Origin of the sequence: Acetobacter malorum (assembly GCF_001580615.1) — a bacterium.
Lineage (GTDB): Bacteria > Pseudomonadota > Alphaproteobacteria > Acetobacterales > Acetobacteraceae > Acetobacter > Acetobacter malorum.
Window position 1 is genome coordinate 120,871 of record NZ_LHZC01000055.1, and the last position, 22,519, is coordinate 143,389.

General features: G+C 60.4%; 23 protein-coding genes and 1 tRNA gene. 9 read left to right on the top strand and 15 right to left on the bottom strand.

Annotated features, from left to right (window positions below; genetic code table 11):
* Positions 1–46 precede the first annotated feature (46 nt).
* Entirely contained in the window at positions 47–1,645 is a 1,599-nt protein-coding gene (locus AD930_RS13365; RefSeq protein WP_043549589.1) for an L-lactate permease, read from the bottom strand.
* A 285-nt stretch (positions 1,646–1,930) separates the two neighbouring features.
* Here AD930_RS13365 and AD930_RS13370 point away from each other — a divergent pair, with 285 nt between their 5' ends.
* On the top strand, positions 1,931–3,391 hold the full coding sequence (locus tag AD930_RS13370; RefSeq protein WP_373320521.1) for a transglycosylase SLT domain-containing protein: 1,461 nt from the start codon (positions 1,931–1,933) through the stop codon (positions 3,389–3,391).
* Between the two features lie 43 nt (positions 3,392–3,434).
* Here AD930_RS13370 and AD930_RS13375 read toward each other — a convergent pair whose 3' ends face one another.
* Complete coding sequence (locus tag AD930_RS13375; protein ID WP_061506637.1) at positions 3,435–3,848, bottom strand: Ivy family c-type lysozyme inhibitor; 414 nt, start codon at positions 3,846–3,848, stop codon at positions 3,435–3,437.
* A 100-nt stretch (positions 3,849–3,948) separates the two neighbouring features.
* Between AD930_RS13375 and AD930_RS13380 the strand changes: the two genes are divergently transcribed.
* Positions 3,949–4,908 carry a glycosyltransferase family 2 protein gene (locus tag AD930_RS13380; protein ID WP_061506638.1) on the top strand — a complete coding sequence of 320 codons (960 nt, stop codon included), beginning with the start codon at positions 3,949–3,951 and terminating at the stop codon, positions 4,906–4,908.
* Between the two features lie 219 nt (positions 4,909–5,127).
* On the opposite strand, the gene AD930_RS13385 is transcribed toward AD930_RS13380, so the two are convergent.
* Positions 5,128–5,204 (bottom strand) — tRNA-Arg (locus AD930_RS13385).
* Positions 5,205–5,275: 71 nt separating this feature from the next.
* Positions 5,276–5,746, bottom strand: a complete 471-nt coding sequence (locus AD930_RS13390; protein ID WP_156475354.1) for a hypothetical protein — start codon at positions 5,744–5,746, stop codon at positions 5,276–5,278.
* 255 nt (positions 5,747–6,001) lie between these two features.
* Here AD930_RS13390 and guaA point away from each other — a divergent pair, with 255 nt between their 5' ends.
* Together guaA and AD930_RS13400 are read left to right on the top strand one after the other, a co-directional pair.
* Positions 6,002–7,603: a glutamine-hydrolyzing GMP synthase gene (gene guaA / locus AD930_RS13395; RefSeq protein WP_043549592.1), complete on the top strand. Its 1,602-nt coding sequence runs from the start codon at positions 6,002–6,004 to the stop codon at positions 7,601–7,603.
* 123 nt (positions 7,604–7,726) lie between these two features.
* Entirely contained in the window at positions 7,727–8,320 is a 594-nt protein-coding gene (locus tag AD930_RS13400) for a hypothetical protein (RefSeq protein ID WP_061506639.1), read from the top strand.
* A 28-nt stretch (positions 8,321–8,348) separates the two neighbouring features.
* Here the strand turns inward: AD930_RS13400 and AD930_RS13405 are convergent, their stop codons facing one another.
* The 5 genes from AD930_RS13405 to mtnA form a co-directional block, all read right to left on the bottom strand.
* Positions 8,349–8,933, bottom strand: coding sequence for a DUF3574 domain-containing protein (locus AD930_RS13405; protein WP_082781889.1), 585 nt, complete (start codon positions 8,931–8,933; stop codon positions 8,349–8,351).
* A 27-nt stretch (positions 8,934–8,960) separates the two neighbouring features.
* Positions 8,961–9,998 (bottom strand): cysteine synthase A, encoded by a 1,038-nt coding sequence (locus tag AD930_RS13410; RefSeq protein WP_061506640.1) that lies wholly within the window; start codon positions 9,996–9,998, stop codon positions 8,961–8,963.
* Positions 9,999–10,103: 105 nt separating this feature from the next.
* Positions 10,104–11,024 (bottom strand): DUF2272 domain-containing protein, encoded by a 921-nt coding sequence (locus AD930_RS13415; RefSeq protein ID WP_061506641.1) that lies wholly within the window; start codon positions 11,022–11,024, stop codon positions 10,104–10,106.
* A gap of 149 nt (positions 11,025–11,173) precedes the next feature.
* Entirely contained in the window at positions 11,174–11,668 is a 495-nt protein-coding gene (ybaK, locus tag AD930_RS13420) for a Cys-tRNA(Pro) deacylase (protein ID WP_043549598.1), read from the bottom strand.
* Positions 11,669–11,848: 180 nt separating this feature from the next.
* Complete coding sequence (gene mtnA / locus AD930_RS13425; RefSeq protein WP_061506642.1) at positions 11,849–12,943, bottom strand: S-methyl-5-thioribose-1-phosphate isomerase; 1,095 nt, start codon at positions 12,941–12,943, stop codon at positions 11,849–11,851.
* A gap of 323 nt (positions 12,944–13,266) precedes the next feature.
* On the opposite strand from mtnA, the gene AD930_RS13430 reads away from it, so the two are divergent.
* Entirely contained in the window at positions 13,267–13,995 is a 729-nt protein-coding gene (locus tag AD930_RS13430; RefSeq protein ID WP_061506643.1) for a hypothetical protein, read from the top strand.
* A 526-nt stretch (positions 13,996–14,521) separates the two neighbouring features.
* Here the strand turns inward: AD930_RS13430 and AD930_RS13435 are convergent.
* From AD930_RS13435 to AD930_RS13445, 3 genes are read right to left on the bottom strand one after another with little or no spacing between them, the layout of a single operon-like run.
* On the bottom strand, positions 14,522–15,559 hold the full coding sequence (locus AD930_RS13435; protein WP_061506644.1) for an asparaginase: 1,038 nt from the start codon (positions 15,557–15,559) through the stop codon (positions 14,522–14,524).
* A gap of 21 nt (positions 15,560–15,580) precedes the next feature.
* Complete coding sequence (locus AD930_RS13440; protein WP_061506645.1) at positions 15,581–16,156, bottom strand: hypothetical protein; 576 nt, start codon at positions 16,154–16,156, stop codon at positions 15,581–15,583.
* Positions 16,153–16,716 (bottom strand): Fur family transcriptional regulator, encoded by a 564-nt coding sequence (locus AD930_RS13445; protein ID WP_061491854.1) that lies wholly within the window; start codon positions 16,714–16,716, stop codon positions 16,153–16,155. Before AD930_RS13445 ends, AD930_RS13440 begins: the two co-directional genes overlap by 4 nt.
* A gap of 227 nt (positions 16,717–16,943) precedes the next feature.
* Here AD930_RS13445 and AD930_RS13450 point away from each other — a divergent pair, with 227 nt between their 5' ends.
* The 3 genes from AD930_RS13450 to AD930_RS13460 are packed head-to-tail and all read left to right on the top strand — an operon-like array spanning position 16,944 to position 19,601.
* A complete protein-coding gene (locus AD930_RS13450; RefSeq protein ID WP_061501284.1) occupies positions 16,944–17,822 on the top strand; it encodes a metal ABC transporter solute-binding protein, Zn/Mn family in 879 nt (292 codons plus the stop codon).
* Complete coding sequence (locus AD930_RS13455; protein ID WP_244150592.1) at positions 17,819–18,817, top strand: metal ABC transporter ATP-binding protein; 999 nt, start codon at positions 17,819–17,821, stop codon at positions 18,815–18,817. The genes AD930_RS13450 and AD930_RS13455 overlap by 4 nt, the downstream gene beginning before the upstream one ends.
* The gene (locus AD930_RS13460; protein ID WP_061490871.1) at positions 18,810–19,601 is read left to right on the top strand and encodes a metal ABC transporter permease; all 792 of its coding nucleotides are present in this window, start codon (positions 18,810–18,812) and stop codon (positions 19,599–19,601) included. The genes AD930_RS13455 and AD930_RS13460 overlap by 8 nt, the downstream gene beginning before the upstream one ends.
* Positions 19,602–19,620: 19 nt before the next feature.
* On the opposite strand, the gene AD930_RS18440 is transcribed toward AD930_RS13460, so the two are convergent.
* Both AD930_RS18440 and AD930_RS13465 read right to left on the bottom strand, forming a co-directional pair.
* Positions 19,621–19,755 (bottom strand): hypothetical protein, encoded by a 135-nt coding sequence (locus AD930_RS18440; protein ID WP_256441415.1) that lies wholly within the window; start codon positions 19,753–19,755, stop codon positions 19,621–19,623.
* Positions 19,756–19,774: 19 nt separating this feature from the next.
* Positions 19,775–20,269 carry a flavin reductase gene (locus AD930_RS13465; RefSeq protein WP_061490876.1) on the bottom strand — a complete coding sequence of 165 codons (495 nt, stop codon included), beginning with the start codon at positions 20,267–20,269 and terminating at the stop codon, positions 19,775–19,777.
* A gap of 60 nt (positions 20,270–20,329) precedes the next feature.
* On the opposite strand from AD930_RS13465, the gene AD930_RS13470 reads away from it, so the two are divergent.
* Positions 20,330–21,352: an enoyl-CoA hydratase/isomerase family protein gene (locus AD930_RS13470; RefSeq protein WP_061506646.1), complete on the top strand. Its 1,023-nt coding sequence runs from the start codon at positions 20,330–20,332 to the stop codon at positions 21,350–21,352.
* Here AD930_RS13470 and AD930_RS13475 read toward each other — a convergent pair.
* Entirely contained in the window at positions 21,340–22,503 is a 1,164-nt protein-coding gene (locus tag AD930_RS13475; protein ID WP_061506647.1) for an arabinose transporter, read from the bottom strand. The two genes, AD930_RS13470 and AD930_RS13475, sit on opposite strands and share 13 nt — an antisense overlap.
* Between the last annotated feature and the right edge of the window lie 16 nt (positions 22,504–22,519).

The following is a 22,519-nucleotide window of genomic DNA, read 5'->3' on the forward strand; positions in this document are numbered from 1 at the left end:
TGTTCCCAATGTTTCGGAAATCAGCCTGAACTGTGCGGGTGTGTGACTACCGCATAATAAACTGCTGCACCGCCACCATCACGCCAAGGCAGATGGTCAGGAACAGGCTGTGTTTAAAGGTGCGGGCCAGCACCACGCCTTCCTGCCCTTTGAGGGACGTGACGGCCACGCCGGTAGTGATGTTCTGCGGGGAGATCATTTTTCCCATCACGCCGCCGGAGGAGTTGGCGGAAGCAAACACCACCGGGTCCAGCGAGAGCTGGTGCGCTGCTGCCACCTGCAAATTGCCGAACAGTGCGTTGCCGGATGTGTCACTGCCGGTCAGGAAGACCGCAATCCAGCCAAGGAAGACGGACACGAAGGGGAACAGAACCCCTGTGGAGGCCACGGCATATCCCAGCGTATAGGTCATGCCGGAATAGTTCATCAGAAAAGCCAGCCCGATGGTCAGGGCAACCGTCACCACGGCCAGCCAGCCCTGCCGGGCGGTTGTGACCAGTGCGGCCCAGATTTTACGCGGGGCAAGGCGGGTGAACAGCGCCGTCAGCAGGGCGGAAACCAGAATGGCCGTGCCCGTGCCCAGAGGCTCAAAGTTCCAGACCGCCGCATAAGGTTTCTGATACAGCGAGATAAAGACCTGATGGTCCAGCCCCGGCCATTTGATAGGCATCGCGCCAATTTTGGCAATGTGCAGAGAATCCCACACAATCACCACCAGCACGACCGTGATCCACGGAATCCAGCCCTGCCAGTGCGGGCCATTCCACTCGCCAGCCTTGCGGGGCGCCTGTTGCAGAATACGGTCGTCAATGGCGTGGGCCGGGTCAGGCGTTGGCTGCCAGATTTTCAAAAACGCAATGGTCGCCAGAAGGGAAACGCAGGAGGAGAGCACGTTGGTCAGGCTGTACGTCACCCAGCTTGATACAACCAGCAGTGTCAGAGCAAAGCTCCCGCTGGCCACCACCAGCACCGGCCAGATCTGCCGCAGTGTGGACCAGCCCGCATACAGCACCATCACATAAAACGGGATGAAGAAGGCGAAGGGCGCAATCTGGTGGCCAATGGTCGCCCCCAGCGTATCGGCGGGCAGGCCGGTAATGGAGGCCAGCACGGTAATGGGAATACCAAGGCCGCCAAACGCCACCGGGGCGGAGTTGAAGATCAGCACATAGGTCAGGGCTTCCAGCGCGGGGAAGCCGAGCATGATCAGCAAGGCGCTGGTAATGGCGACAGGTGTGCCAAACCCGGCCACCCCTTCCAGCGCCGCGCTGAAGCAGAACCCCAGCACCACCAGCATAATCCGGCGGTCATTGGGCAGGTGGGTGATAATCCATTGCCGGAAGGCGTCAAACCGCCCGCTTTCCATGGCGATGTTGAAGAGAAACAGCGCGGAAAGCGCAATCCACATCACCGGCAGGAAAGAGAAAATCACGCCGTTGCTGATGCTGGCGAGGGCGAGTGACACCGGCAGCCCCCAGACGCCAAGGGCCATGATAACCCCCACAATCAGCCCACCCAGCGTGGCCTGCCAGGCGGGGCGCCTCAGCACGCCCATCAGGATCAGGGTTGTGAGAATAGGGGCGGCGGCAAGAATAAAGGAAAGAACCAGAGAGTGACCTGCAGGCACGAGAGGCTGAATGAACATGATCGTCTCTTTGACAGGATTGATCCCAAAAACGGGAAGGTCCTATGCGTAACGTGCAAGTCTGTAAGAGGCTGACTCACGTTTGAGTGTAAGCTGTCCGGGCAGGGGGCCTCAGCAGTGGAAGAGGCGGAGAAAAGCCGTTTTCATTAAAATGACATAATAGTAACCTTAACAGCATCATCCCTGATATCAGGGTCACTTGAAGGTTTCTGGCGGAGCGTAGCGTAAAACAGGCGCGTCAGTCGGGCAGAACAAGGCCCGGCGCGCAGGGGTAAGGGGCAGATTGTGCGGAGTCGAACACCAAAAGCACATTCACTTTGCGTGCTGGTAACAGCGCTCGGGCTGGGGGCAGGCGGCGGCTTGCTGCCCGCACAGGCCCGTTCCTACCATGCTGTGTATGACCCCAATGCTGCCTATGACCCGGATGCCATTTACGACAGGGGCACCGTCGAGACGACGCACCCGGCCTACCGCGCTCCCGGCCCGGCGGAAGATCCGTGGGGGCCATATATCCGGCAGGCAGCCAAGCGCTTTGCTCTCCCCGAGACGTGGATCCGGGCTGTCATGCAGCAGGAATCCGGCGGCAAACAATATCTCAATGGTGGGCTGACAACGTCCGGGGCAGGGGCGATGGGGCTGATGCAACTCATGCCCGCCACCTATGCGGACATGCAGAGCCAGTATGGTTTGGGGGGTGACCCCTATAACCCGAAGGACAATATTCAGGCCGGGGCCGCCTATATCCGCCTGATGTATGACCGGTACGGCGCACCGGGCTTTCTGGCCGCCTACAACGCCGGGCCGGACCGGGTGGATGATTACCTGAACAACGGCCGCCATCTGCCGGATGAAACGGTGAATTACGTGGCGGCCATCACCCCGCATCTGGGCGGGGGCGTGGCCGTGCGCGGCAAATGGGCACCCGTGCCTATCCAGAGCACAACGCAGGTTGCGTATTCCGAGGCCTATTACGCCAAGGCTGATCTCTCCCGCACCGCCGATGGCTGCCTGAGAGACCCGGATGCCGCGTATGATCCTTCTGCGCCCTGTTTGATGGACCGCGACATTCCGCACCCCGACCCGGTGCCTGAGGCCACCAGCCCGGCCCCTGTCGCAGTGGCGCAGGACGACGTGTCTGCCGCGCCTGCACAGGCTCAGATGGCGACTAACACAGGGGGGAGTCATGTCGGACAGTTTACGTCTGGTTCTTCATCTTACGAAACAGCAGCGCCCATACAGACAGCATCTGCTGCGCCTGTAACGCAGTCCGCTGCTATCACGCAGACCAGCCTGCCCGCGGCTCGTGTCATGCCGGCCTCTTTCACCTCTGCACCGTCTCAAACAGCCCGCGTGCAAAATGCTGTTTACACATCGCCCGCGTCGTCTTCTGCGCATGTGCTGAGGTTGCCCGCTTCCTATTCGCCATCTGCCGGGGCAAGCCGTGCCCCGATGCTGTCTTCCGCGGTCGCAACACGATCTTTGCAGACACCGCATACCGGTAAGGGCGGCACAGTGCAGGTGGGTGCGTTCGCATCCTATGCCGAAGCGCGGCGTACAGCAGAAAGTGTAAACCGTGTTCTCGCGTCTCGCTCCATGCAGGCAACGCCGACAGTGCAGTCAGTCTCCATTTCCGGAAAAGCCATGTACCGGGCACAGCTTGTCGCCAGTGATGACGCAGCCGCTTTCGGTGTTTGCCAGGTTCTGCACGCCCACTCTATGCCCTGTATCCCGGTAAGGAGCAGCTAAGCCAGCGGGCAATGATTCCATGGGGTCATTGCCCTTTAAGGCGTTATTTCGCCGGATCATCCGGGTTGTTTTTGTGGTAAGAGGCCGTGAGCACAGCAAGAGTTTCCGCGTTCGGCTCACCAAGCGGTAGCTTGTAAAGCGTTTTGCCGTAACGGCGGGACAGCAGGCCCCATGTCGCCTTGCCATCTTCCGAGAACACAACGTCAAGCTGATGGTCGCCGCAGTCATGCGGTTTGCACAGATGGCCTGTCAGATAGGTCTTGCCGTTCTGCTTCAGCGTTTCGGTCGGCACGGAAACAGCCGCGGCTTTTGTAACCCAGTCAGGCAGTTCCGTCATGGCCTGATAGGCGTGGCGGTATTTGACCGTATTGACCAGATCCGCCGTGGTTTGCGTGCTTTGTGCAAAAGCCGGGGTCGCGAGGCAAAGAGCCAGTGCCATAAAAGGAAGTTTTTTCATTCTTGTTGCTCCTGTCAGAAGGCTGCAAAAGGATAGCCCCGCCAGTATAAACCCGTTAGACTCAAACACAGAGTATAAAATACGGATGCAAAAGACCCAGATGAACACTCATGCGGGATTGGTGGACTTCCTGAATAGCCTGAATCATCGTGCAAAACGCGCGTTTGATACGCTGCGGGCCGGACCATGCTGGCAGGTGCGGTCAGACGTCACCATTCCCGCTTTGCGGCATGCTGCCCTGCTTATGCTGGTGAAGGATGAAGCCGATATTCTGGGCCTGAATTTACGGCATCATTACCGGCTGGGTTTCCGGCGTTTCTTTATTCTGGATAACAACAGCACAGACGGCACAGCGCAGGAAATTGAGCTTTTCCGCAAAGATGCGCCTCAGGCCGATGTTTTTTATGCGCAGGATTATCAGCAGGCTTATTATCAGGCTGCAAAAATGCAGGCTCTGCAACAGTTTGCAGAAACCTACCTGCGGCATGATGCCAACCCGCCAGACTGGATCTTTTTTGTGGATGCGGATGAATTTATCACCTGCTGCCACACTGGCCCGAACGCGGGGGAAGAATTTGCCCGCATGCTGGCGGACCCGCAGGCCCGTCTTCTGGTCTTCCACTGGGCGCAGGCGGCGTTGGTCACCAGCACGCCCCCTTATCGGCTGACATCCTTTGGTCCGTCACTGGCTGAAACAGAGTGCGTGGTCTGGCCCGCTATGCGGCAGGAGGTCACTAAGGTCGGGCTGCGCACCGGTTACGGGCTGACAACAGGGCAGGGCAACCATTTTGTGGAGCAGGTCGATAGTGTGCAGGACCATACCCGCCTGATGATGGAAGCCGGTTTCTGCATGCTGCACTTTCCGCAACGCTCCATGGCGCAGATTGAAAGAAAAGTGCTGAACGGCATGCGCGCCTTACAGGCAAGCACGCTACCGCCGGAAATGGGGAAACATTGGCGGGAGCATTATGACCGCTATCAACGTGAAGGTTCCAGCGCCTTACGCGCGCTGCTCACACAGCATCTCGCCCTGTGTCTGACAGAAGGTCAGGACACATAACTCAGTGTGTTCGCTGGCAGCGCAGCCCGGAATCTCGCAAAGACCCATGCAGGCAGTCAGGTTTTCTGGAAATTTTGTAGAAAATGGAAAAATAGCCCGCTGAGCGGGAAATCCCTTAAGCCAGCCTGCCTCTGTAAGGCAGAGAAAGGCGGATCACTGAGGCACATTCTCAAACGAAAAGTTTGAAAATCTAAAGTGCTTCAAATTGAAAAAGGGAAGTGGTGCACCCGAAGAGACTCGAACTCCTAACCCCCAGATTCGTAGTCTGGTGCTCTATCCAGTTGAGCTACGGGTGCGCCTTGACGCGGTGTTTAGCCGAGGGAGTGGGGGGTGGCAACCCCCAAAATTCACATCAGGCGATTTTTTTTCAATCATCCCCCATAAAGTTCTTCCAGGCCCGGCCTTCGGGGCGTTTGAGCGTGACGTGCGCGCGGCATTCCGGCGTGCCGTAAACGCCTTCAAACGTATCGCCCACCGGATGCGCTTCAAACACCATGGGCAGCGGCTGGTGGTGGGAGTCCTGCAGGATCAGCTGCGCATGATAATGCTGCGTCTTCTTATCCGGCACACCGCGCAGCACCATCGCGCCCATTTCCGGCGTGAAGGTGATGTGCTTGGGCTGCACCTGCATGAGCGAGACCGTATGCACCGGGCAGTTGTGCCCCTTCTCGGCCACCAGTGTGCCAATCCATTCCCCATACGGGTCATCCGCTGCCGGGCCAGCCGCGCCACAGAACAACGCCAGCAGGGCAACACCGGCCAGCGGCAGAGCGCGCAAGGGCTGGCGTGTGCGGCTGGTGGAGGGCCTGCCGGGGGCCAGAAGAGAGAAAGGATTCATGAACACACTCCTGTCAGAGAGAAGATCCGGGGCCAGATGCCCCCGCTCAAGGGTCTCACCTGCGCCACGCCTTTATAAAATGATGCTGCGGAGAGTCTTATTATAGGGTGACGTTTGTAACCCATCGCTTTATATCCGCTGTCTAGCATACAGCTGCCCCGTTGCCGGTGCCCCCTGTTTCCGGCGCTCTGCCCCGGTGGTGGCTGTCCGTCGTTTAGAATGCCGCTCAGGCGCTGACCAGAAAGACAGTAGCTCATGCCTGCCGATGCCACCATCCCCGCTTCCTCCACCAAACTGGACGAGTCCCTTCATCAGGACCGTATCCTGATCCTGGATTTTGGCAGTCAGGTGACACAGCTTATTGCCCGCCGCGTGCGGGAAAGCGGTGTCTATTGTGAAATCTGGCCGTTCACCGCCACCGCAGAGCGCATCCGCGCCTTTGCACCGCGCGGCATTATTCTCTCTGGCGGCCCTGCCAGCGTGACCAACCCGGATTCTCCCCGCGTGCCGGAAGTGGTGTTTGAGCTGGCCATACCGGTTCTGGGCATCTGCTACGGCCAGCAGGCCATGTGCCTCCAGCTGGGCGGGCAGGTTGAAAGTTCCGACCACCGCGAATTTGGCCGCGCCTTTGTTGATATTGTGGAAGACTGCGCACTCTTCCGTGGCGCATGGGCCCGCGGCAACCGCGAGCAGGTGTGGATGAGCCACGGTGACCGCGTGACGGAACTGCCCCCCGGCTTCCGCATTGTGGCCGTGAGCGAAGGCGCACCGTTTGCCGTCATCGCGGATGAAGGCCGCCGCCTGTATGGCGTGCAGTTCCACCCGGAAGTGGTCCACACGCCGCACGGTGCCGCGCTCCTGCGGAACTTCACACACAATGTTGCAGGCTGCTCCGGCACATGGACCATGGCTGGCTTCCGCGAGATGGAAATTGCCCGCATCCGGGAGCAGGTTGGCACCGGCAAGGTGATCTGCGGTCTGTCCGGCGGCGTCGATTCCTCCGTGGCGGCTGTGCTGATTCATGAAGCGATTGGCGACCAGCTGACCTGTATCTTTGTCGATCACGGCATGCTGCGTGCGGGTGAGGCTGAGGAGGTGATTGAAACCTTCCGTGGCCGCTTCAACATCACGCTCGTGCATCGGGATGCGTCCGAGCTGTTCCTGCGTGAGCTGGACGGCGTGACGGACCCGGAAATCAAGCGCAAGACCATTGGCCGCCTGTTTGTGGAAGTGTTTGAGGAAGAAGCCACCAAGCTGGGCGGCGCACAGTTCCTCGCACAGGGCACACTGTATCCGGATGTGATCGAGAGCGTGAGCTTTACGGGTGGCCCGTCTGTCACCATCAAATCGCACCATAACGTCGGCGGCCTGCCGGAACGCATGAACATGCAGCTGGTCGAACCGCTGCGTGAACTGTTCAAGGACGAAGTGCGCGATCTGGGCCGTGAACTGGATATTCCGGAAGCCATTGTCGGGCGGCATCCGTTCCCCGGCCCGGGGCTGGCCATCCGTATCCCCGGTAACATCACGCGGGAAAAACTGGACCTGCTGCGGAAAGTGGATTCCGTCTTCCTTGAAGAAATCCGCGCTGCTGGCCTGTATGACGCTATCTGGCAGGCCTTTGCGGTCCTGCTGCCGGTCCGCACCGTGGGTGTTATGGGCGATGGCCGCACGTATGATCAGGCCTGTGCTCTGCGCGCCGTGACCAGCACGGACGGCATGACGGCCGATGTCTACCCGTTTGACATGAGCTTCCTCAACCGCGTCGCTGGCCGCATCGTCAACGAAGTCCGCGGCATCAACCGCGTGACGTATGACATCACCTCCAAGCCCCCGGGCACGATTGAGTGGGAATGATCCTCTAAGTTGTCCTCGTAAGAGGTAAAAGACTGATAAACGCAAAAACCGCTGTCTGGGGTTATTTTTTAAGGTAACTTCAGGGGCGGTTTTTGTCGTTTTGGAGGGAATATTCTTTCTGGCATGAAACGTATGAAAAAATGCACAGTATCCGTTTTGAAAATACTGTCAGGGCTGGTGGCTTGCTGCGTTTTTACCTACGGAGCAAAGGCAGCCGATATTTCGGTATGCCGGGACATTAAGAAGAATTTTGACACGCATTATAAAGTATTCCCTACGGCTTCGGTGCTTATAAAGGGCTGGAAAGACGCGCCTCTTCTTTCAGGATTAGCGTATCAACAAACACGGGAAGCGCTGGCGACGTTGCCAGAAATTCAGAAAAGTGCGCCTACCTGGGTAGAGGACACAGATGCGGTTTTGGAAATTCGCTTTCTGCCAGAATTCGGTCTGGGTGTGGCGATGACGATTGAAGGCACCGCAAATGTTCAAACGATGGTGCCGTTTTTGAAAAGAGACGCCTCGTTTATACTTTCCCAGCCGCTTATGCAGACGGACCCCGGCACGCTTGCTTTCGGCCTCGTGCGGGGCAGACTATTTATTGTGATGGTCAATGCTTTTATAAGCAACGCATCCGACCGTGATGTGACATTTCAGAGCGTTGATGTTCTGAGCTGGCAGCATCAGAAATGGTCGGAACTATGCCACGTAAAGCTTTAAAAAACTCATTTTCCTCTAGGGAAAAAGATCAAAACCCCGCACAAACCGGAGCCACGGCCAGCCCAACAGACTGCTGCTCAAAGCGCTCTTTGTAGCGGTTGCGGACGGTGTCCAGCCGGGTGGGGAGGTCCGCCGCCGGTGTGGTAAGGATCGTCACCAGTCGGGCCGGTTCCTGTGAGATGCGGCCAGTTTGTGGGTCCTGCCATTGTCCCTGAGCAGAGACAACGGAAAGCCCGGCAGGGAAGGCAGGGGTAAGGGTGGTTTTCAGAAAATCCCGCCATTCAGAGGCAGAAATAGCCTGCCCGCGCGGGCGTGTCTGCCCAAACAGCAGCGTAATGTTCAGCATCGCATGCGTTTGAAAAGCCTGACACAGTGTGGGTGTGGCGTTTGCAGGCGTTGGCTCTGCAATGTTTGAGCCGGCTTGCAGATTGGCCGTGGCGGGCGGCGTGCCAGCAGCTGTGGCCGGGGCGTGGGCCGCGGACGTGCCGACAATGCTCTCAGCACCGGGGGCGACAAGCGCGCTGCCGCACCCGCTCAGAACAACGGCCATTCCGGCCAGCGCACCCCACCGATGGATGCTGCGCGAAGGAAGCAAGGGTGTGCGGACCGGCATGGTGATGACCTCTTGTTTATCCGGTTATTAATCCAGCCAGGGGGCAACCGGCAGGTTTTTGCCCCGCAGGAAGGTGGGGTTGAACAGCTTGGACTCATAACGCGCCCCGCCATCGCACAGGATAGTCACAATCCGGTGCCCCGGCCCAAGCTTGCGGGCCGTGCGGATGGCAGACGCCACGTTAATGCCGGAGGAGCCACCGACCGACAGACCTTCATCAATCAGCAGGCTGTAGATAATGTCCAGTGCTTCCGGGTCGGGAATACGCTCGGCATCATCAATCGGCGCGCCTTCAAGGTTGGCCGTCACGCGGGACTGGCCAATGCCCTCGGTAATGGAGGAGCCGGAAACGGACAGATCATTGTCCTTCACCCAGCCATACAGGCCGGAGCCTTCCGGGTCAGCCAGCACAATGCGGGGGGCTTTTGCGCCCGCCTTGCTCGCGGCGTCATGCAGGCCCATGGCCGTGCCAGCCAGCGTGCCACCGGTGCCACAGGCGCAGGTAAAGGCATCAACCTTACCGTCCATCTGCTGCCAGATTTCCGCGGCCGTGGTGGCGCGGTGGCCTTCACGGTTGGCAAGGTTGTCAAACTGGTTGGCCCACACATACCCGCCTTCTTCCGCCAACCGGCGCGAGACGTGCACGTAATTGCCTTCATCCCGATACGGCTTGGCAGGCACCAGCCGCAGGTCTGCGCCAATCATGCGCAGAAAGCCGATTTTTTCCTGACTCTGCGTCTCCGGCATCACAATAATGCACTTATAGCCGCGTGCATTAGCCACCAGTGTCAGCCCGATGCCGGTATTGCCAGCCGTGCCTTCCACCAGTGTGCCGCCGGGCTTCAGCACGCCCCGGCGTTCGGCATCTTCAATAATGGCAAGGGCTGCACGGTCCTTCACGGAGCCGCCGGGGTTCATAAATTCGGCTTTGCCGTAAATCTCGCAGCCCGTGGCTTCAGACGCCTTGCGCAGACGAATCAGCGGTGTGCCGCCCACTGCGTCCGGCATATCGGCAGAAAGGGTGTGCCAGCCGGGGCGGGCGGGGGACGTTGCACTGTCGGTCATATCTGGTTGCACCTTCTCGCTTCGTTCAACAGGCTCGCATCTGCGTGCATCAGGGCATGAAGTCTGTCGTATTCAGAACAGGATAACAAGATGGTGCCGGGGTGATTACAGCCCTGCGTCCGGTTCCGCCTCTGCATCATAGAGCACTTCCAGAATGGCGCACCACGGATAGCGCGAGTCATAGCTCTGTCCGCTGGGGGCGGAGATATGGCCGGTTGCGTCTGTCGGCACATGCGTCAGGGCCACGGCATCATCAATATTGCCGCCAATAATGCTCAGCTGGTGGCCAAAAGGCTGCCCGTTCTGGTTGGTGGCAACCACATAGCCGCAATGCGCCGGAAAGCCGTAGGAGGTCGGCAGGCTGGAAAAGCGCACGGACGTTTTGGCGCGGCCACGGCCCACGCAAATCAGGTCACCCTGTTTGGGTACATAGGCCGCCGGGTCCTGCGCGTGCAGGACGGCAGACTGCCCCGCAGCGGCGGCATTGATATAGGTGGAGTGGTTGGGAGAATACGGGAAGCGGTTATTCGCCCCGGCCACACGCATCACATAAGAGATAAAGGCGGCGGACCACGCATAGTCCCCATCACGCACAAAATTGGTCAGGCGGCCACTGGCGTCATGCTTGCCGGTAAAGGTGGATTCCGTCACCTCCGGGTCCATGCCGATCCACCAGTATTCCCCAACACGTTCCCACAGGCCGGGGGCGCGTTCGGGTTTGACAGAGGCAACCTGGGGTTCGGGGCGCAGTTCCGGGTCATCATCATTCACCGGGCTGCCGAACATCCGCCATTCCCGCATGGCAATGGCCACAACGTCCTGCCGGTTGAACGGCTCATAATTGCGGGTGGCAAAATCCGGCACGTGGCCGGAATAGCTGTAGCCGTAGCTCCCTGCGGTGCTGCCTGCGGCTGAAGTTGCAGTGGGGCGCGCCCCCGGAACGTGCGAAGGTTGCGCCGCACAGGCTGCCAGGCATAAGGGGGCCAGCAGGGCAACAGAGAGCTTGCGTGACAATCTCGTCTCCATCCAGACAAATCCCTCCGGGGTGCCCGGAGCGTCAGGAGCCCTTGCCGTCAAGAGCTCTCCTGTTCTGCATAAGCCGCCGCGCGACGTGGGAAAAGAGGGGGATGCCTTTTTCACGGCACCCCTGTTTCCTTTTTGTCGCGTCTGTGTCTTCAGGCAGCCGGTTCAACCGTCAGGTCAGCCGTCTGGCCGTTGACGCATTTTACGGCGTCCGCCGGGGCCAGCCCGACCACCAGACCACGACCGCCGCCGTTGATGTACATGATGTCCTGGTTGAGTGCGCTTTTTTCAAACACGACGGGCACCTGTGTGCGGGCACCAAACGGGCTGATGCCGCCAACCTGAAAGCCCGTCAGCGCTTCTGCCTTTTCCGCACCCAGCATCCGGGCGTTTTTGCCGCCAAACAGGGCCGCGACCTTTTTGAGGTTCATTTTCTGATGCACGGGAATAACTGCACACACCACCTGCTTTTTATCAATTTCGACCATCAGGGTCTTGAAGACCTTTTCGTTATCAATCCCGATACCTGCTGCGGCGTGCAGGCCAATTTTCCCGGGGTCAGACACATACTCATAGTCATGCATGGTGTAGGCAACGCCATGGGCCGCCAGAAATTGGGTTGTGGGGGTTTCTATCGTCTCAGACATGGTCTTGCCCTTTCAAAATGGCATCATGGCGCGGACTGTATTGCGTCGTATAGCGCTTATCAGGCGCAGGCCGGGGGCCGTCAAGAAAAGCCGTGCGCATAGGCGTATGCACAAAAAAATGCGGCACCGGACAAAGGGGGCCGGTACCGCAGGATCAGGCTCGGATGAAAGGCTGTTTGTTTACTGTTCAGGAAACAAAGAGCGCAGGCCTTCTTCTGTCGCCGGGCAGACGCCGCGCTCGGTAATCAGGCCGGTCACAAGCCGGGCGGGGGTCACGTCAAACGCCGGGTTGGCGGCGGGGCTGCCGTCCGGGGTAATCTGCACGCGGGTCTGTTTTCCATTCTCGTCCCGGCCCGCAACATGCGTGATCTCGGACGCTGCCCGCTCTTCAATAGGGATTTCCGTCACGCCGTTGGCCACGCTCCAGTCAATGGTGGTGGAGGGTAGGGCCACCCAGAACGGCACCTTGTTATCCTGCGCGGCCAGCGCCTTCAGATACGTGCCGATCTTGTTGGCAACATCCCCTGTGCGGGTCACGCGGTCTGTGCCCACAATCACCAGATCAACCTTGCCATGCTGCATCAGGTGGCCGCCTGCATTATCCGCAATCACCGTATGTGGCACGCCATGGCTGCCCAGTTCCCACGCGGTTAGAGCAGCGCCCTGATTTCTCGGGCGGGTTTCATCAACCCACACATGCACGTTCAGCCCTTCATCATGCGCCATGTAGATGGGGGCTAGCGCCGTGCCCCAGTCCACGGTGGCAATCCAGCCTGCGTTGCAATGCGTGAGCAGGTTAATCTGCGTGCCAGCCGGGCGGTTTTTGGCAATCTCACGGATCAGTTCCAGTCCATGGCGGCCAATGGCCTCGTTCTGGGCGGCATCTTCATTACAAATCCGGCCTGCTTCCGCATAGGCCGCTGCAACACGGTCTGCCGGGGCAACAGGGCGCAGGCTGTTCAGCATACGGTCAATCGCCCAGTGCAGATTTACGGCTGTGGGCCGTGTGGCAGCCAGCATGGTGGCGTTCTGCTCCATGGCGGCATCACTCGCGTCCTGGCGCAGGGCCAGCGCAAGGCCGTAGGCCGCCACAGCCCCAATCAGCGGTGCGCCGCGCACCTGCATGGTGCGGATGGCATGGGCCACTTCCTGCTGCGTGGTCAGGCGCAGGATATCGAGGGAGAAGGGGAGGCGGGTCTGGTCAAAAATGTGAATGGACCAGCCATCTTTTTCATTCACCCAGACGCTGCGATACGGCGTGCCGTTGATCTTCATGAACCTGTTCCTGTCAGGATTGGGGATATGCGCTGATAATACCGGAGAGTTCATCAGATCACCACTCCCGGCCTGAAGATATGGGGAGACAGAGGCCGGAAGGGAACCCGTGGCACAGGGTTGGTCTCCGTAAAACGCCCGTTATTCTTTCTGGTTCTAAAGTATTTTTTGCATTTTCTGTTGTTTTTGTTATGAATGACACGAGTTTCAGGTCATCGGGGCGCCTTTCAGGAGCCTTTCCTGAAAGAGTAAAAAGAATTGATTCTATAATCTCGTTTGTATTTCTTAAAGTTTTGCAAGCGGGGATCAAAATGGAGTTTTGAATGAGCGAAACCAAAAAGCGCCGCGCCACGGCCCGGACTTCCGTATCCGCCGCCCGTACAGCCCCGGTTGCCACGCGCCGTGCGCGCAAGACCCCCGCAAAAAACGCGGTAGTGGAAGAAGAAATTGCACCCAAGGCTCCGGCTCGTAAGCCGCGCAAGGTTGCCGCTGCAAAAGTGACGGACGCTGTGAAACCGGCCCGCGCCCCCAAAGCTGCAAAAGCTGAGGCCGCCCCGAAGAAAAGAGCAACCGCTGCCAAGGCTCCCGCCAAAGCTGCTGCAAAGCCCGCCACCCGCACCCCGCGCAAAGCCGCCGCAGCAGTTGCTGAAGCCAAACCGGTAACCCGTGCAACACGCCGCAAGGTTGTGGAAACCGTTGTGGAAGCACCCGCTCCCGCACGTCGTGGCCGTCGTCCGGCTGCTGCCGCTGCTGTTGAAGTTGCCAAGCCGGTTAAAGCAACGCGCAAAGCCGCTGCACCCAAGCAGGCTGCTGCTAAAACCACCACGGCCCGTAAGGCTCCGGCCCCGGTTAAAACCCGTACACCGCGCGCTAAAGCTGCTCCGGCAGAAAAGAAAGTGCGTCTCTCCGCTGTTGAAAAACTGCGTATTGTGCAGGAAACCCGCCGCCAGAAGCGCTATGACCGTCTGGCAGCAGAAGCTGCTGAAGTCGCAGCAAAGCCCGCTACAACGCGCGGCCGCAAGGCTTCCAAAACAACCCGCAGCAAGAAATAAGTTTTTCCGGTCTGGCCTCTGTGCGCAGAAGCCAGACCGATCTGCTGCGCCAGCCGGGACCCTGTTTTCTACAGGTTTCTCCCGGCTGGTTTGGTTTCCGGCAACACAGAAAATCTCTGCTGCCGATGGTCTTTTTCTCTGGATGAAGACGTTTTACGGGTCAGACAGACGTTTTTTGTCAGACCAGACACACTAAAAATATTTAATGCGTTTTTTAGAATAAACAAATTTTCTATAAAGTGTTTTTGTTTTGTTCTGGTTTTGCGTAGAACGGCTTTGGAATTCACAGCCTTTTACAGAGTTTCTATGTTCGCAAATGTTCTACTTTTCAGGCGTAGTTAGACATCCCCGCACATCTCTCCTGTTTTTTAGAAGGTAAAGCCGAAAGAGGCTGGTTTGGGCATGCAACCGTGTGCATGCAACGCCCATAAGAAGGCAGCGTCTCATGACGGAGCAGATCATAGCCTTACGGCCCATGTCTGTGCCGCCATAAGATCGCAGCCGGTGTTTTATAAACCCCCGATACTCAGGCCGCTGCGTCTGGCAGCCGGTCTCCGGCCAGTTCGCGGGAGGCGCGGAGTTCACCCACAACCAGACCGTTCCAGTTTTTCAGCGGGCGGCGCATGAAGTGGTTCAGGATCGGCGCGTCTTCACCCCCAAAGCGGGCAATCAGAGCCGCAGCGGCTGTTTCCGCAGCCCGCACGCCGCCATCCCGACATTTAACGGCAATGCCCAGACCTTTCTCTGGCAGAATGGCAATCATCACGCCTTCCGCGCCCATTTTGGTCAGCACACGCGGGGCCAGATCCTGCATGACCAGCGTATCAAACTGGTCCGTGCCCGCAATCATGAACGGCGCAGAGGCAATGGCAGCCCGCAGACGTTCTGCAGCCTGCGCCCGGTCCGCACTCAGCCCCGTGCCAGTAGCAAAGCGCGCATAGGCCAGTGCCAGAGCAGAGAGCGGAATGGCCCATGTGGGAATGGCGCAGCCATCCGTGCCCCGGTTGGCATCGGTATGCGGCACACCCGTCACGTCGGCCAGCGTGCGGGCCATGGTCTGCATAATGGGGTGTTCCGGGCGGCTGTAATGGGCTGGGTCCTGCCCCGTCGCGCAGGAGAGGCAGATAAAGCCCGCATGCTTGCCAGAGCAGCAGTTATGCAGCGCACAGGCCTGCTCACCCGTTGCCGCCAGTGCGCGGGCCGCATGGGCATCCAGCGGCCAGTGGGTGCCACATTCCAGCACACCATAATCCCACCCGGTGCGGCCCAGCATGTCTGCTGCAACGGCAATATGCTCGGGCTCGCCCTGATGCGAGGCACAGGCCAGCGCCAGCGCTTCCTGCGGCAGAGAGAATTTGTCCGCAGCGCCTTCCGTCAGCAGGGGTAACGCCTGCAGAGCCTTCACGGTGGAGCGCGGATAGATGGGGGTGGCGACATCACCCGTGGCAAACACGGTTTTTCCAGAGGCATCCATCACAACAGCCGCGCCATAATGGCGGGATTCCACCCGGCCTCCGCGTGTGACCTCAGCCAGAAGCGTATCGCTTTGCGTGTTTCCTGTCATGGTTGCTTATCGATCCTGTTTCTATCTGCTTCCGCTCAGCAGATAACACGGAGCGGAAAATTCTGCGCTGTGGTCCGGGTCCGGTTCCAGCCACTCGGAGACCATGGTGCGCCGCAGACGTAGCACCACAGGCGTTGTGGCGAAAAGTCCCGGTGGGTCATCAGTCATTTTCGTCAGCCAGTGGGCCACGCCGCCGCGCTCTGTCAGCAAAAGCGGGTGGCTTTTGCGTAAGGGCAGGCCCTCGGCCAGAAACTGGCTCGCGGTGTCTGGCTCCGTGACCAGATAAAGCCAGCTGTCAGGCTTGGCTTGCGGGGAAAAGCCCGTGGCAGGCACAGCAGAAAGCCGAAGCTCTTCGGTGTTCAGATGCGTGCGGGGTGGCCTAGGGCGCGGCGGCAGAGGGTGCGTAAACAGATCGCTCTGTAACGGGTTTTCCGCTTTTGGGCGGGGTGCGCGTCTGGCTGGCGTTGCACGCTGGGGTTGGTCAGCTTCTGCCTTGTGAGCCGGCGTAGTCTGTGCGGCACCCTTGCGGGATCTCTTACCGGGCTGCGCACCCAGCAGGTCAAACTGCACAGGTGGGCGGCCCGGTTTTGAGGTCATGAAGGGGAGGGGGCAGCCTGTTTGCGGGCAGCTTTGCCTGCCGGGTGGGCTTTGGCGGCACAGTCGGCGCACAGGCCAACAACTTCAATAGAGGCCCCCTGCATGACAAAATCCTGCTCCCGACAAATGCCGCGTAATGTTGTCAGCAGGCTGGAGTCCGCAATTTCCGTCACACTCTTGCAGGACTTGCAGATAAGGAACTGCGCCGTGTGCAGGCAGGTGTCATGATCGTGGTCATGGCAATGGTCGGGGTCGTGCCCCGGTGCGTCATGCAAAAGATGGGTGCAGGGCACAAAAGCGGAGAGCCGCTCAATCCGGTGGATCAGCCCGTGTTCCAGCAGAAAATCCAGCGCGCGGTAGACCGTCGGCGGGGCCGGGCGGCGGTCCGGGGTTTTGATTTTTTCCAGCAGGTCATACGCGCCAACCGGGGTTTTTGCGTCCAGAATCAGACCAAGAATTTCGCGGCGCTGCTGCGTCATGCGGCCACCCTGCCGGGTGCACAGGGCATCCGCCCGGTCGAGCTGAGTTGTGGTAGCGGGGGAAAACTCTGTCGGGGTCATGCGGTCACTACAGTCTGCGCGGCAGAAATCACGGTTTATCTCCAGTCCGGCCTTGGGAGCGGGTCTATCTTACGCGTGCCAGAGAGTGAACGCAAAACAGACCAGCCCTTCGGGTTCTGGTCAAAGTCGTCATGTTATAATATCACGTTCACCCGGCTGGCGGTCACAGGACTCGTTTGCCGGTCCACGCCGTCTCTGTGAACAGCCGATCGACAAGGATCAGCCTGATGCGTTTTCCTGCTTCTGTTTTGTCTTGCCTGATGCTTGCCGGGGTGTGGCCCGGCTGTGCGACGGCAGCGGAAACGCCTGTGGTGGTTGCTGCGGAAAATACGTGGGGGGATCTGGCCGCGCAGGTGGCGGAGCCGGATATGCACGTTACCTCTATTCTGAATGCGCCGACTATTGACCCGCATCTGTATGAACCCACCCCGGCAGATGCCCGGCTGGTGGCGCAGGCCAGCCTCGTTGTGGCGAACGGTGCGGGGTATGATGCCTGGCTGGACCGGCTGGTGCAGGCCCGGCGCGGGCCGCCGGTGCCGGTGGTCAAAGCCGATGGCTGGACTGGCTGGCATGAGGGCGATAACGCGCATCTGGCCTATAATCTGCCTGCAGTTGCAGCCTTTGTAAGCCGGTTTATTGCGGCCTGTCAGGCGGCGGATCCGCAGCATGCCGGGGCGTATGAGGCACGGGGCAAAACCGTGATGGCCGCCATTCAAAGTGTTCTGGACCACATGACCACCCTTCGCGCGCAGGTGCAGGGCCAGCCCGTTGCTGCCACGGAGCCGGTCTTTACGCCGCTGGCAGACAGCCTCGGTCTGGTGATGAAGGAGCAGGCCTTTCAGGTGGCCGTCATGAATGATGTGGAACCGCCTGCCTCCTCCGTCGCGCAGTTTGATACCGATATCCGACAGCATGCCGTGCGGTTTGTGGCCTATAACGCTCAGGCGGACCGCCCCTCCGTGCAACGACTGATTGCGCAGGCGCACACCGCTGGCGTGCCGGTGCTGCCAGTGCGTGAAATCATGCCGCCCGACACCCACTGGCAGGACTGGATGCACGGCATTCTCACGCAGGTGGCGCAGGTGCTGGGCCAGTCCACGCCATGATGTCTGGCCGTCCCCTTTCGCCGGACATTTCGGCAGAGTGTGCCTCTGAGCATGCCTCCGGCCAGTCTGCCCATGTGCCCGCATCCTGCGGATTTCCCCATGCCGGGTCCGGCTCCGTGCAGGTCTCTGGTTTAGCCTCAACGCCAGCCTCGGAAGCAGCGGCGTCCGGCGCAACCGCCCGGAGTGCATCACAGAGCATCAGCCTGCAGGATGTCACGCTGGCACGGGGTGGCCGCGTTGTGCTGAGCCAGATCAGTCTGGCCATCCCGCAAGGCAGCTTTGTCGGGGTGCTGGGGGCCAATGGGGCGGGGAAAACCACCCTGTTTCACGCCCTTCTGGGGCTGGAACCGGCAGTGCAGGGGAGCATGCAGATCAACGCTCAGCCGGTGCGGCGCGGGCATCGGTCCGTGGGCTATATGCCGCAGATGCGCAAGCTGATTGGCGGGCAGTTTACCGGCTGGAGCATGGTGGCCTCGGCCCTGCACGGACAACGCTGGGGGCTGCCCTGGTATGGCCGCGCCGGGCGGGCGGCGGTGGATGCCGCTCTTGCGGCGGTCGATGCGCAGGATCTGGCGCAAAGGCCGGTTGCCGCTCTGTCTGGCGGGGAACGCCAGCGTCTGCTGCTGGCGCAAACGCTGCTGGATGATCCTTCCGTGCTGCTGCTGGATGAACCGCTGGCCAGTCTGGACCCCGCCCGTATGCGGGAGACGGTAGAGCGCATTCACACCCTTGCGCGCGCCCGAAACATGACGGTGTTGATGTCCGCCCATGATATCAATCCGCTGCTCGGCCTGATGGACCATGTGCTGTATCTGGCCCGTGGCAAAGCGCTGCTCGGCACGGTGGATGAGGTGATTACCACCAAAGCCCTTACAGCCCTGTATGGCGCACCTGTGGATGTGGTGCGGGCCGGGGGGCGGGTGTTTGTGGTGGCGGAAGGCGGCGGTTCGGCCTTGCAGGAACATGACTGCGGAGGGTGCGGCGCGCATGCTTGATTATGACTTCATGCGCACGGCGTTTCTGGCCGCGCTGCTGGTGGCGCTGGTGTGCGGCCCGGTTGGCTGGTTTCTGGTGTTGCGCGGGCAGACCTTCGCTAGCCATGCGCTCTCTCACGTCGGGTTTGCCGGCGCAACCGGCGCGCTCATGCTCGGGCTTTCCCCCCTGACCGGACTGGCCGGAGGCGCACTGGCCGCCGGCGTTCTGATGGGTCTGGCGGGAGACCGCGTGGCCGGGCGCGATGTGATGATCGGCCTTGTGCTGTCCGTCGCCATGGGCGTGGGGGCGCTGTTCCTGCACCTGCTTACCCGCTCCGCCAGTGCGGCGACTGCGCTATTGTTTGGGGATATTCTGGGCATCAGCCCCGGTATGCTCGGCTGGCTGGCGCTGCTTTCCGCCGGGTGCCTGCTGGGGCTTGGCATCATGGCCCGCCCGCTGCTGTTTGCCACCCTGCAACCGGAAATGGCGGAAGCCAAAGGCGTTCCGCTTCAACTGCTGGATGTACTGTTTCTGGCGCTTGTGGCGATTGCGACGGCAGAATGTGCGCAGATAACCGGCGTTCTACTGGTCTTCACCCTCATGGTGGCCCCGGCAGCAACCGTGCTGCGGCTGGGCCTGTCTCCGCTGGCGGGGCTGGGTGCCGCTGCCGGTCTCGCTCTGGCCGAAGCATGGGGCGGCCTGATTTTATCATGGTATACAGATTGCCCGACCTCCTTCTGGATCGCCCTTCTGGGCGGCGCGGGTTTTCTGCTGGTCGGGCTGGTGCAGCGTTTTAGGGCGTAACAGCCCTTAGGCCTTCCCTTTACTGCGGCAGGGACCAGTCCAGCCAGCCCCACAGCAGAATGAACACTGCCAGACAGACATGAATGATAATCAGCGTGCGAACGGTAATAACCGGCACGTCATCTTCATGTTCCATTTTGGGGCGAGGGGCCATGGGTCAGGGTCCTGTCAGATTAAGGCGCTGTATGCGGCAGGGCATGATAGGCGCGGTTGAAATAGACAAGCCCACCCGCCGTTTCATGAATGCGCAGGGCTTCAACCACCCCAAATAGCACACTATGCGTGCCCACTTCCACAATCTGGCTAATGCGGCAGTCAAACGTGGCCACAGCCTCTTCCAGCACCGGCGCGCCGGTGGCCAGTGTGGTCCAGTGGCCGGTGGCAAAGCGTTCCGCCATGCTGTTGGGGCTGGCAAAATGGTTGGAAAGCGCCTGCTGCGTGCCGGAAAGCACGTTCACGCACAGCGGGCCACCCATCACAAAGGCCTCCCGCGCGCGGCTGGCACGGTTCAGGCAGACCAGCAGGGTCGGCGGGGTATCCGTCACGGAGCAGACGGCGGAGGCAGTAAACCCCACGGGGTCTTCCCGCGTTCCAGTGGTCACAATATTAACAGCAGCACCAAGTCTGGCCATTGCGTTGCGGAAGGTACTGGTTTCCAGCGCCAACATCTGCTCTCCTTCATTCCACTCCAGACGCAGTGTTTTGTGCATGAATATAAGAGGAAAGCAATGACCGAAGCCCTCCTTTCCGGTACGCCAACCGTCAAAACAGAGCGTATAGGGCCGGTGGGCCGCATCCGGCTGGACCGCCCCGCCAAGCTCAATGCGGTCGATCTGGAAATGGCGGAAGGGATTGCCCGCGTGCTGGATGCGTGGCAGGAGGATCCGGAGGTCACGCTGCTGCTGCTGGACAGCACAAGCCCGCGCGCCTTCTGCTCCGGTGGAGACCTCCGCGCTTTGAGCGATCTGATCCGCGAGGACGGGCCAGAGGCCGGGGTGCGGAAAATTACCCGCGTTTATCGTGTCATGCGGCAGATTGCGGCCTATCCCAAAACGATTGTCTCCCTGCTGGATGGTATCGCCATGGGCGGCGGTATCGGGCTGGGCGGCCATGTGTCTTATCGGGTGGTGACGGAACGATCCGTGCTGGCCATGCCGGAAACCGGCATTGGCATTACGCCGGATGCCGGGGGCTCATGGATTCTCTCCCGCATGCCCGGCTTTTCGGGCTTGCGGCTGGCGCTGCTTGGAGAGCGGATGACCGGGGCTCAGGCCGTTCAGAATGGCTTTGCGGATTATCTGCTGCCATCAGAAAGCCTGCCGGATCTCGTCGCGCAGATCGCCACGCAGTCGGTGCCAGAGATACTGGACGCTCTCGCGCAGCCCGTGCCGCTCGCCCCGGAACATTCGGTGGAGGCGTGCTATAATGCGCCCGATCTGGCGCAGGTCCTGCACAATCTGGACGCCGAGGGCAGTGATGCCGCCCGGCAGGATCATGAGGCACTCTCTCGCCTGTGCCCATTTTCTCTTCAGGTCACCTGGGCGGCATGGCACCGGGCGCGCACGCTGGCGTCACTGGATGAGGCCTTTGTGCAGGAAACCACACTGGTTAGTAACCTGATGCATCGCCCGGATTTTCTGGAAGGGGTGCGCGCCAAGCTGATCGACAAGGACAACGCCCCGCGCTGGCAGCCCGCGACACTGGATGCGGTCAACCCGGACGAGGTCGCCCGCTGCTTTCAGCGGCTCTGAGGTTTAAGTGCTAACAGCAGGCACACAAGTCCTGCTCCCAACATGGCGCACAGGCTGCCCAGCAGGAACACCTCGGCATAACCGGTGCGGTCCGCCAGAAATCCGGCCAGCGGCCCGGTGGCGGCATAGGCCAGATCCTGAAACGCTGAAAACCCGCCCAACGCCGTGCTGCGCATGGGGGCGGGCACCAGATGCACCACTTCCACCCCCAGCGAGGGGTAGACCATGGAGCAGCCAGCCCCGGTCAGAAGCGCGCCGACCAGTGCAACTTCCGGTGAGTGCGCGCCCCAGATCAACGCCAGCCCCACGGCTTCCAGTAACAGGGAGGGCAGGGCGACTTTCAGCCCGCCAATCCGGTCCGGCAGATGCCCGCACAGCAGACGCATTGCCACAAACGCCGCGCCAAAGCAGGTCAGCCCCCACCCGGCGTAAGACCATCCGGCCTGCAAAAACCGCAGGGAGAGGAAGGCCCCAAGGGCGGCAAACCCCACCCCCTGCAAAGCCACGGCCAGTCCCGGCCAGCGGATTTTGTTCAGAATAGTCCAGAACGGTTCCCGGTGCCCTGTATGCAGCGGGGCGGCGGGCAGCGTGCTGATCAGTGCCAGTCCCACCAGCGGCAGGGCGGCGCTCACCGCCATCAGGATGGCAAAACTAAAGTGCTGATAGACAATCAGCCCCACCGGCCCCCCCACGGCAAACGCGCCATACATGGCGGCCCCGGTCCAGGCCATCACCCGGCCGGCCTGCGGTTGCCCGGCCAGACCAATGCCCCAGCCCATCATGCCCACAATGCACAGGCTCTCACCCAGTCCCAGCAAAAGCCGCCCGGCAATCAGCACGCCATAGCGCCCGAATGCCGGAAGGGCCGGCAGCGTGGAAAGCATGCAAAGCCCACACGCCAGCGCATATAGCACCAGCCCACGCCGCATGCAGCGGTGGCCGCCTGAAGCATCGGCAATCTGCCCTGCATAATTGCGGGTAAAAATGGTGGAGAGGAATGGGATGCCCACAGCCAGCCCGGCCTGCACGTTGCTGAACCCCGGCCAGGACATGACGTAGACCGGCACGGCTGTGAGAGACAACGCCACGCTGAGGTAGGACAGGAAAAGCGCCAGACTCAATCTGGGCAGGAAGGAACGATCGGTTTTCATGGATGCGGCAGACCGT

Excerpts from the sequence above, each read along its gene's own strand:
- AD930_RS13415 (WP_061506641.1), bottom strand. The coding sequence starts at position 11,024 with ATGGAGACGAGATTGTCACGCAAGCTCTCTGTTGCCCTGCTGGCCCCC.
- ybaK (WP_043549598.1), bottom strand. The coding sequence starts at position 11,668 with ATGTCTGAGACGATAGAAACCCCCACAACCCAATTTCTGGCGGCCCAT.
- AD930_RS13405 (WP_082781889.1), bottom strand. The coding sequence starts at position 8,933 with ATGCCGGTCCGCACACCCTTGCTTCCTTCGCGCAGCATCCATCGGTGG.
- AD930_RS13400 (WP_061506639.1), top strand. The coding sequence starts at position 7,727 with ATGAAACGTATGAAAAAATGCACAGTATCCGTTTTGAAAATACTGTCA.
- mtnA (WP_061506642.1), bottom strand. The coding sequence starts at position 12,943 with ATGAAGATCAACGGCACGCCGTATCGCAGCGTCTGGGTGAATGAAAAA.
- AD930_RS13435 (WP_061506644.1), bottom strand. The coding sequence starts at position 15,559 with ATGACAGGAAACACGCAAAGCGATACGCTTCTGGCTGAGGTCACACGC.
- guaA (WP_043549592.1), top strand. The coding sequence starts at position 6,002 with ATGCCTGCCGATGCCACCATCCCCGCTTCCTCCACCAAACTGGACGAG.
- AD930_RS13440 (WP_061506645.1), bottom strand. The coding sequence starts at position 16,156 with ATGACCTCAAAACCGGGCCGCCCACCTGTGCAGTTTGACCTGCTGGGT.
- AD930_RS13410 (WP_061506640.1), bottom strand. The coding sequence starts at position 9,998 with ATGACCGACAGTGCAACGTCCCCCGCCCGCCCCGGCTGGCACACCCTT.
- AD930_RS13380 (WP_061506638.1), top strand. The coding sequence starts at position 3,949 with ATGAACACTCATGCGGGATTGGTGGACTTCCTGAATAGCCTGAATCAT.
- AD930_RS13375 (WP_061506637.1), bottom strand. The coding sequence starts at position 3,848 with ATGAAAAAACTTCCTTTTATGGCACTGGCTCTTTGCCTCGCGACCCCG.
- AD930_RS13460 (WP_061490871.1), top strand. The coding sequence starts at position 18,810 with ATGCTTGATTATGACTTCATGCGCACGGCGTTTCTGGCCGCGCTGCTG.
- AD930_RS13365 (WP_043549589.1), bottom strand. The coding sequence starts at position 1,645 with ATGTTCATTCAGCCTCTCGTGCCTGCAGGTCACTCTCTGGTTCTTTCC.
- AD930_RS13455 (WP_244150592.1), top strand. The coding sequence starts at position 17,819 with ATGATGTCTGGCCGTCCCCTTTCGCCGGACATTTCGGCAGAGTGTGCC.
- AD930_RS13430 (WP_061506643.1), top strand. The coding sequence starts at position 13,267 with ATGAGCGAAACCAAAAAGCGCCGCGCCACGGCCCGGACTTCCGTATCC.
- AD930_RS18440 (WP_256441415.1), bottom strand. The coding sequence starts at position 19,755 with ATGGCCCCTCGCCCCAAAATGGAACATGAAGATGACGTGCCGGTTATT.
- AD930_RS13465 (WP_061490876.1), bottom strand. The coding sequence starts at position 20,269 with ATGTTGGCGCTGGAAACCAGTACCTTCCGCAACGCAATGGCCAGACTT.
- AD930_RS13390 (WP_156475354.1), bottom strand. The coding sequence starts at position 5,746 with ATGAATCCTTTCTCTCTTCTGGCCCCCGGCAGGCCCTCCACCAGCCGC.
- AD930_RS13475 (WP_061506647.1), bottom strand. The coding sequence starts at position 22,503 with ATGAAAACCGATCGTTCCTTCCTGCCCAGATTGAGTCTGGCGCTTTTC.
- AD930_RS13445 (WP_061491854.1), bottom strand. The coding sequence starts at position 16,716 with ATGACCCCGACAGAGTTTTCCCCCGCTACCACAACTCAGCTCGACCGG.
- AD930_RS13470 (WP_061506646.1), top strand. The coding sequence starts at position 20,330 with ATGACCGAAGCCCTCCTTTCCGGTACGCCAACCGTCAAAACAGAGCGT.
- AD930_RS13450 (WP_061501284.1), top strand. The coding sequence starts at position 16,944 with ATGCGTTTTCCTGCTTCTGTTTTGTCTTGCCTGATGCTTGCCGGGGTG.